This is a genomic window from Microbacterium umsixpiens (assembly GCF_053543675.1).
On the sequence record NZ_JBLVOH010000127.1, the window covers coordinates 27,347 to 34,461 of the forward strand.

Here is a 7,115-nt window from a genome sequence, read left to right on the forward strand (position 1 = left end):
CCCTGAGCCTGTCGAAGGGTCACGCCTGTGCGTCTTCCGAGCGGAACGGGAAGCCGAGGTGACGGAGCAGTGCCCGTCCCTCGTCATCCGTCTTCGCGGTGGTGACGACGGTGATGTCGAAACCGCGAACCCGGTCGATCTTGTCCTGATCGATCTCGTGGAACACGCTCTGCTCCTGGAGACCGAAGGTGTAGTTGCCGTTGCCGTCGAACTGCTTGCCCGAGAGACCGCGGAAGTCGCGGATACGGGGCAGGGCCAGCGAGACGAGACGGTCCACGAACTCCCACGCGCGGTCACCGCGGAGGGTGACGTGCGCGCCGATGGCCTGGCCCTCACGCAGCTTGAACTGCGCGATGGACTTACGGGCCTTCGTGACGATCGGCTTCTGGCCGGTGATCTTGGTGAGGTCGTCGACCGCACCATCGATCACCTTGCTGTCGCGAGCTGCCTCGCCGACACCGGTGTTCACGACGACCTTGACCAGTCCGGGGATCTGCATGACGTTCGCGTAACCGAACTCGTCCTGCAGAGCCTTCTTGATCTCGCTGTTGTACTTCTGCTTCAGGCGCGGCTGGATCTTGCCAGCCGGCGCGGCAGTGTCGGTGCTCATCAGAGGTCCTTACCGCTCTTCTTCGCGTACCGCACGCGGACGGTGCGCTTGACGCCGTCCTTGGTCTGCTCCTCGACCCGGTGGCCGACCTTGGTCGGCTTCTTGGTCGAAGGGTCGACGAGTGCGACGTTCGAGATGTGGATGGAGGCTTCGACGGTCTCGATGCCTCCGGTCTTGGTGCCACGCTGCGTCTGTCCGACGCGGGTGTGCTTGGTGACGTAGTTCACGCCTTCGACGATCACGCGGTTCTTGTCACCGAGGACGTCGAGGACCTTGCCCTGCTTGCCACGGTCGCCGCCACGCTCCTGCGTGGCACCGGTGATGACCTGAACCAGGTCACCCTTCTTGATCTTCGCCATGATTAGATGACCTCCGGCGCCAGCGAGACGATCTTCATGAACTTCTTGTCACGAAGCTCACGACCGACCGGCCCGAAGATACGGGTGCCGCGGGGCTCCCCGTCGTTCTTCAGGATCACTGCGGCGTTCTCGTCGAACTTGATGTAGGAGCCGTCCGGACGACGGACCTCCTTCTTGGTGCGGACGATGACCGCCTTGACGACGTCGCCCTTCTTCACGTTGCCACCGGGGATCGCGTCCTTGACGGTCGCGACGATGGTGTCGCCGAGACCGGCGTAACGACGCTTCGAGCCACCGAGGACACGAATCGTGAGGAGCTCCTTGGCGCCGGTGTTGTCGGCGACCTTGAGTCGGGATTCCTGCTGAATCACTTGGCCTTCTCCAGAATCTCCACCAGACGCCAGCGCTTCGTGGCGCTCAGCGGGCGGGTCTCGTTGATCAGGACCAGGTCGCCGATGCCGGCGGAGTTCGCCTCATCGTGCGCCTTGACCTTCGAGGTGCGGCGGATGACCTTGCCGTAAAGCGGGTGCTTCACGCGGTCCTCGACCTCGACCACGATGGTCTTGTCCATCTTGTCGCTGACGACGTAGCCGCGACGTGCCTTGCGGTAACCGCGGGCAGCGGAGTCGCGGACGTCGTGCTCGGACGACTCGTGTCCTGCGGCCTGCGTCTCCACAGTCGCTTCCTTCTTGGTGGCCATCACTCAGCCTCTTCCTTCACGGCGTCGTCGGCGGAGTCCGCCTTCTTCGCCTTCGACTTGGTCGCCTTCTTGGCCGGAGCCTCGACCGGAGCGGGCGTCGCACGGATGCCCAGCTCACGTTCGCGGATCACGGTGTAGAGGCGCGCGATGTCGCGCTTGACGGCGCGGATGCGGCCGTGGCTCTCCAGCTGGCCGGTGGCCGACTGGAAACGGAGGTTGAACAGCTCCTCCTTGGCCTTGCGCAGCTCCTCAACGAGGCGCTGGTCTTCGAATGTATCGAGCTCTGCCGGGGCGAGCTCCTTGGTGCCGATCGCCATTACGCGTCGCCCTCCTCGCGCTTGATGATGCGTGCCTTGAGCGGCAGCTTGTGAATTGCACGGGTCAGAGCTTCGCGAGCGAGCTCCTCGTCGACACCCGCGACCTCGAAGAGGACACGGCCCGGCTTGACGTTGGCGACCCACCACTCGGGAGAACCCTTACCGGAACCCATGCGGGTCTCGGCAGGCTTCTTCGTGAGCGGACGGTCGGGGTAGATGTTGATCCACACCTTTCCACCACGCTTGATGTGACGGGTCATCGCGATACGAGCGGACTCGATCTGACGGTTCGTCACGTAAGCGGGGGTCAGAGCCTGGATGCCGTACTCGCCGAAGGAGACCTTCGTGCCGCCGGTTGCCTGGCCCGAGCGACCCGGGTGGTGCTGCTTGCGGAACTTGACCTTACGGGGGATGAGCATTATGCCGACGCTCCTTCTGCGACAGGTGCCTCGTTGCGCGGGGCACGGCGGCGGTCGCCACCACGGTCGTCACGACGAGCCTTGGGTGCGTTGGCCTGCTCGCGAGCGAGCTCCTTGGCGGTCAGGTCGCCCTTGTAGATCCAGACCTTCACGCCGATGCGGCCGAAGGTGGTCTTCGCCTCGTAGAAGCCGTAGTCGATGTTCGCGCGCAGCGTGTGCAGCGGCACACGACCTTCGCGGTAGAACTCCGAGCGGCTCATCTCGGCGCCGCCGAGGCGGCCGGAGACCTGGATGCGGATGCCCTTGGCGCCGGCGCGCTGAGCGCCCTGCAGACCCTTGCGCATCGCACGACGGAACGCCACGCGAGCAGAGAGCTGCTCGGCGATGCCCTGTGCGACGAGCTGAGCGTCAGCCTCGGGGTTCTTGACCTCGAGGATGTTCAGCTGGATCTGCTTGCCCGAGAGCTTCTCGAGGTCGCCGCGGATGCGCTCGGCCTCGGCGCCACGACGACCGATCACGATGCCCGGACGGGCGGTGTGGATGTCGACGCGGACGCGGTCACGGGTGCGCTCGATCTCGATGTTCGAGACACCGGCGCGGTCGAGCTGCGTCTTGAGCAGGTTGCGGATCTTGATGTCCTCGGCGACGTAGTCGGCGTAACGCTGACCCGGCTTCGTCGAGTCAGAGAACCAACGCGAGACGTGGTCCGTCGTGATGCCGAGACGGAAGCCGTACGGGTTTACCTTCTGTCCCATTACTTGCTCGCCTTCTTGTTGCTGTCGCCCGCGGCGGCCGGAGCTGCCTCAGGCGTCGAGAGCACGACCGTGATGTGGCTCGTGCGCTTCTTGATCTGGAAAGCGCGACCCTGTGCACGGGGCTGGAAACGCTTGAGCGTGGTGCCCTCGTCGACGTACGCGTTGGCCACGTACAGGTCCTTCTCGTCGAGGAACTCGCCGTCGCGATCTGCCTTGACCTGCGCGTTGGCCATGGCCGACGCGACAAGCTTGTAGATCGGCTCGCTGGCGCTCTGCTGTGCGAACTTCAGGATCGCCAGAGCCTCCTGGGCCTGCTTGCCCTTGATGAGCGCGACGACACGACGAGCCTTCTGAGGGGTCACGCGGATGTGTCGCACGCGTGCGATCGATTCGACCATTAGCGGCGCCGCCCCTTCTTGTCGTCCTTCTCGTGGCCGCGGAAGGTGCGGGTGGGCGCGAACTCGCCCAGCTTGTGACCGACCATGGTCTCGGACACGAACACAGGGATGTGCTTGCGTCCGTCGTGGACCGCGATCGTGTGACCCAGCATGGCCGGGATGATCATGGACCGACGGGACCAGGTCTTGATGACGTTCTTGGTGCCGGCTTCGTTCTGCACGACCACCTTGCGAAGCAGGTGATCGTCGACGAAGGGGCCCTTCTTAAGACTGCGAGGCATCTTCTCTTACTCCTACTTACGCTTCTTGCCGGCGTTACGACGACGCACGATGTACTTGTCGCTTTCCTTGTTGGCATGACGGGTACGACCCTCAGCCTGGCCCCACGGGGAGACGGGGTGACGACCACCAGAGGTCTTACCCTCACCACCACCGTGCGGGTGGTCCACCGGGTTCATCGCGACACCACGCACGGTCGGGCGGACGCCCTTCCAGCGCATGCGGCCGGCCTTGCCCCAGTTGATGTTCGACTGCTCGGCGTTGCCGACCTCGCCGATGGTCGCGCGGCAGCGCGCATCGACGTTGCGGATCTCGCCCGAGGGGAGACGCAGCTGGGCGTAGGGGCCGTCCTTGGCGACGAGACGGACGGATGCACCGGCCGAACGTGCCATCTTCGCGCCGCCACCGGGGCGGAGCTCGATCGCGTGGATGACGGTACCCGTGGGGATGTTCTTCAGCGGGAGGTTGTTGCCCGGCTTGATGTCAGCCCCGGCACCCGACTCGACGATGTCGCCCTGCTTCAGCTTCGCCGGAGCGAGGATGTAGCGCTTCTCACCGTCGAAGTAGTGCAGCAGCGCGATGCGCGCGGTGCGGTTGGGGTCGTACTCGATGTGAGCGACCTTGGCGTTGACGCCGTCCTTGTCGTTACGACGGAAGTCGATGACGCGGTACTGGCGCTTGTGGCCACCACCGATGTGACGGGTCGTGATGCGGCCCTGGTTGTTGCGACCACCGGTCTTCGAGAGCGGGCGCAGCAGCGACTTCTCCGGCGTCGATCGAGTGATCTCGGCGAAGTCAGCCACCGACGAGCCGCGACGGCCCGGGGTCGTGGGCTTGTACTTGCGAATAGCCATTATTGTCCTTATCCCCCGGGTCAGCCGATTGCCGTGAAGATGTCGATGGTGCCCGACTTCAGGGTGACGATGGCGCGCTTGGTGTCCTTGCGCTTGCCGGTGCCGAAGCGGGTGCGACGAGCCTTGCCGACGCGGTTGAGGGTGTTGACCCCTGCGACCTTGACGCCGAAGATCTTCTCGATGGCGAGCTTGATCTCGGTCTTCGAAGCGCGCGGGTCGACGAGGAAGGTGTACTTTCCTTCATCGATGAGCCCGTAGCTCTTCTCGGACACGACCGGCTTCAGGATGATGTCGCGCGGGTCCTTGTTCAGGGCCGTCTGGAGAACAGATGCCTGCTCGCTCATGCGGAGACCTCCTGGTTGGCGCCGGACTTGGAGGCGATGAAGCCCTCGAGCGCGGCCTGGGTGAAGACGATGTCGTCGGAGACGAGCACGTCGTATGCGTTGAGCTGGTCGAACGTCAGCACGTGCAGGTTCGACAGGTTGCGGATGCTCTTCAGCGTCACGTCGTCGTTGCGCTCGATCACGACGAGCACGTTCTTCGACGAGACGACGTTGGTGAGGAAGTTCACCGCGGTCTTCGTCGAGGGCGTGCCGTCGATCCCGAAGGACTCGATGGCGTGGATGCGGTCGCCACGGAAGCGGTCGCTGAGCGCGCCCAGCAGGGCGGCCGCGATCATCTTCTTGGGCGTGCGCTGCGAGTAGTCACGCGGCTTCGGCCCGTGGACGATGCCACCACCGGTCATGTGCGGCGCGCGGATGGAACCCTGACGGGCGTTACCCGTGCCCTTCTGCTTGAAGGGCTTGCGGCCGGCACCGGAGACCTCGCCACGACGCTTGGTCGAGTGCGTGCCCTGGCGAGCCGCCGCGAGCTGCGCGACGACGACCTGGTGGATGAGCGGGATGTTCGTCTTGGCGTCGAACAGCGCGGCGGGAAGCTCGATGGAGCCTGCCTTCTTGCCGTCTGCCTTGAGGACGTCGAGCGCGAGAGTGGAGTCAGCCATGTTCAGGCACCCTTCACTGCGTTGCGGACATAGACGATGCGGCCACGAGCACCGGGGACAGCGCCCTTGACGAGCAGCAGACCCTTCTCGATGTCGATGGCGTGCACCGTGAGGTTGAGGACGGTCACACGCTCGCCACCCATACGGCCGGCCATGCGCATGCCCTTGAAGACGCGGCTCGGGGTCGACGATGCGCCGATCGAGCCGGGCTTGCGGTGGTTGCGGTGCGAACCGTGCGAAGCCGAGACGCCCTTGAAGTTGTGACGCTTCATGACACCGGCGAAGCCCTTGCCCTTGCTCGTGCCGACGACGTCGACGAGCTGGCCGGCTTCGAAGGTGCCGTCGACCGTGAGCTCCTGGCCCAGGCTGTAGTCGCCGGCGTCCGCGGTGCGGATCTCGGTGACGTGACGACGCGGCGTGACGCCGGCTGCCTCGAAGTGGGCCGTGAGGGGCTTGTTCACCTTGCGCGGGTCGATCTGGCCGTACGCGATCTGCACGGCGTTGTAGCCGTCCTTCTCGGGCGTACGGATCTGCGTGACCACGTTCGAGGCGAGCTCGATGACGGTGACGGGAACGAGCTTGCCGCTCTCGTTCCAGACCTGGGTCATACCGAGCTTCGTGCCCAGCATGCCCTTGGAAATCTTGGAGTTGATGTCAACCATGTCCGACCTCAGAGCTTGATCTCGATGTTGACATCGGCAGGCAGGTCGAGACGCATCAGCGAGTCGACGGCCTTGGGCGTCGGGTCGACGATGTCGATCAGACGCTTGTGGGTGCGCATCTCGAAGTGCTCGCGGCTGTCCTTGTACTTGTGCGGCGACCGGATGACGCACACGACGTTCTTCTCGGTCGGAAGGGGCACGGGTCCGACGACGGTCGCACCCGCACGGGTCACGGTGTCGACGATCTTGCGTGCGGACGTGTCGATGACCTCGTGGTCATACGACTTCAGGCGAATGCGGATCTTCTGTCCCGCCATTGTCTGCTCTCTCTCTTTAGGCGTCATACCGTCCGGGACCGGGTGGCCCTGGGGCATTGGACGCACGTCGGCGCTGTTCGCGCCTCGGCACGAGAACGGCTCTCACGAGTCGATCTGCTGCACCACTGTTCTTCTGTCAGCCGGACGCCGCGAGGCGACCGGATGCCCGACCTCCGCCGCGCACGGCGAACCCTTCGGTGAGAAGGGTGTCGGGGTGTGTGTTCTGCTACCCGCGGCCTAGAACCCTGCAGCCCCCATGAGGAACCGCCGTCTATGCACTGCCCTGGCAGTGATCCGGCGCACGCACAGCGGCGACGGAATATCGAACCTGTCTATTCTGCCACGGCTGATTTCACTTCTGCAAACCCGGGCGTGTCGCGCCTCTCAGCGAGGCGGTGACCGACGTCGAATTCCGGCTCAGAAGGAAGGAGATAGCGGGGCG

At 64.7% G+C, this 7,115-nt stretch carries 14 protein-coding genes; all 14 read right to left on the reverse strand.

Features of this window, described 5'->3' with window-relative positions:
• Window positions 1-19: 19 nt before the first annotated feature.
• The 14 genes from rplE to rpsJ are packed head-to-tail and all read right to left on the reverse strand — an operon-like array spanning window position 20 to window position 6,673.
• Complete coding sequence (gene rplE / locus ACNPM4_RS12755) at window positions 20-610, reverse strand: 50S ribosomal protein L5 (protein ID WP_029260923.1); 591 nt, start codon at window positions 608-610, stop codon at window positions 20-22.
• Complete coding sequence (gene rplX / locus ACNPM4_RS12760; RefSeq protein ID WP_029260922.1) at window positions 610-969, reverse strand: 50S ribosomal protein L24; 360 nt, start codon at window positions 967-969, stop codon at window positions 610-612. The genes rplE and rplX overlap by 1 nt, the downstream gene beginning before the upstream one ends.
• Window positions 970-971: 2 nt before the next feature.
• Window positions 972-1,340, reverse strand: coding sequence for a 50S ribosomal protein L14 (rplN, locus tag ACNPM4_RS12765; RefSeq protein ID WP_017201583.1), 369 nt, complete (start codon window positions 1,338-1,340; stop codon window positions 972-974).
• Entirely contained in the window at window positions 1,337-1,669 is a 333-nt protein-coding gene (gene rpsQ, locus ACNPM4_RS12770) for a 30S ribosomal protein S17 (protein ID WP_021201120.1), read from the reverse strand. Before rpsQ ends, rplN begins: the two co-directional genes overlap by 4 nt.
• Window positions 1,669-1,986 (reverse strand): 50S ribosomal protein L29, encoded by a 318-nt coding sequence (rpmC, locus tag ACNPM4_RS12775; RefSeq protein ID WP_017829202.1) that lies wholly within the window; start codon window positions 1,984-1,986, stop codon window positions 1,669-1,671. The genes rpsQ and rpmC overlap by 1 nt, the downstream gene beginning before the upstream one ends.
• Window positions 1,986-2,405 (reverse strand): 50S ribosomal protein L16, encoded by a 420-nt coding sequence (gene rplP / locus ACNPM4_RS12780; RefSeq protein WP_017829203.1) that lies wholly within the window; start codon window positions 2,403-2,405, stop codon window positions 1,986-1,988. The genes rpmC and rplP overlap by 1 nt, the downstream gene beginning before the upstream one ends.
• A complete protein-coding gene (gene rpsC, locus ACNPM4_RS12785) occupies window positions 2,405-3,160 on the reverse strand; it encodes a 30S ribosomal protein S3 (RefSeq protein WP_017201587.1) in 756 nt (251 codons plus the stop codon). Before rpsC ends, rplP begins: the two co-directional genes overlap by 1 nt.
• Entirely contained in the window at window positions 3,160-3,558 is a 399-nt protein-coding gene (gene rplV, locus ACNPM4_RS12790; protein WP_017829204.1) for a 50S ribosomal protein L22, read from the reverse strand. The genes rpsC and rplV overlap by 1 nt, the downstream gene beginning before the upstream one ends.
• Window positions 3,558-3,839, reverse strand: a complete 282-nt coding sequence (gene rpsS / locus ACNPM4_RS12795) for a 30S ribosomal protein S19 (RefSeq protein ID WP_017829205.1) — start codon at window positions 3,837-3,839, stop codon at window positions 3,558-3,560. The genes rplV and rpsS overlap by 1 nt, the downstream gene beginning before the upstream one ends.
• 12 nt (window positions 3,840-3,851) lie before the next feature.
• Complete coding sequence (gene rplB / locus ACNPM4_RS12800) at window positions 3,852-4,691, reverse strand: 50S ribosomal protein L2 (protein WP_017201590.1); 840 nt, start codon at window positions 4,689-4,691, stop codon at window positions 3,852-3,854.
• 20 nt (window positions 4,692-4,711) lie between these two features.
• Window positions 4,712-5,035, reverse strand: coding sequence for a 50S ribosomal protein L23 (gene rplW / locus ACNPM4_RS12805; protein WP_017829206.1), 324 nt, complete (start codon window positions 5,033-5,035; stop codon window positions 4,712-4,714).
• On the reverse strand, window positions 5,032-5,694 hold the full coding sequence (gene rplD, locus ACNPM4_RS12810; protein ID WP_021201122.1) for a 50S ribosomal protein L4: 663 nt from the start codon (window positions 5,692-5,694) through the stop codon (window positions 5,032-5,034). The genes rplW and rplD overlap by 4 nt, the downstream gene beginning before the upstream one ends.
• 2 nt (window positions 5,695-5,696) lie before the next feature.
• Complete coding sequence (gene rplC / locus ACNPM4_RS12815) at window positions 5,697-6,356, reverse strand: 50S ribosomal protein L3 (protein ID WP_029260921.1); 660 nt, start codon at window positions 6,354-6,356, stop codon at window positions 5,697-5,699.
• 8 nt (window positions 6,357-6,364) lie between these two features.
• Window positions 6,365-6,673, reverse strand: coding sequence for a 30S ribosomal protein S10 (rpsJ, locus tag ACNPM4_RS12820; protein WP_017201594.1), 309 nt, complete (start codon window positions 6,671-6,673; stop codon window positions 6,365-6,367).
• Window positions 6,674-7,115 lie beyond the last annotated feature (442 nt).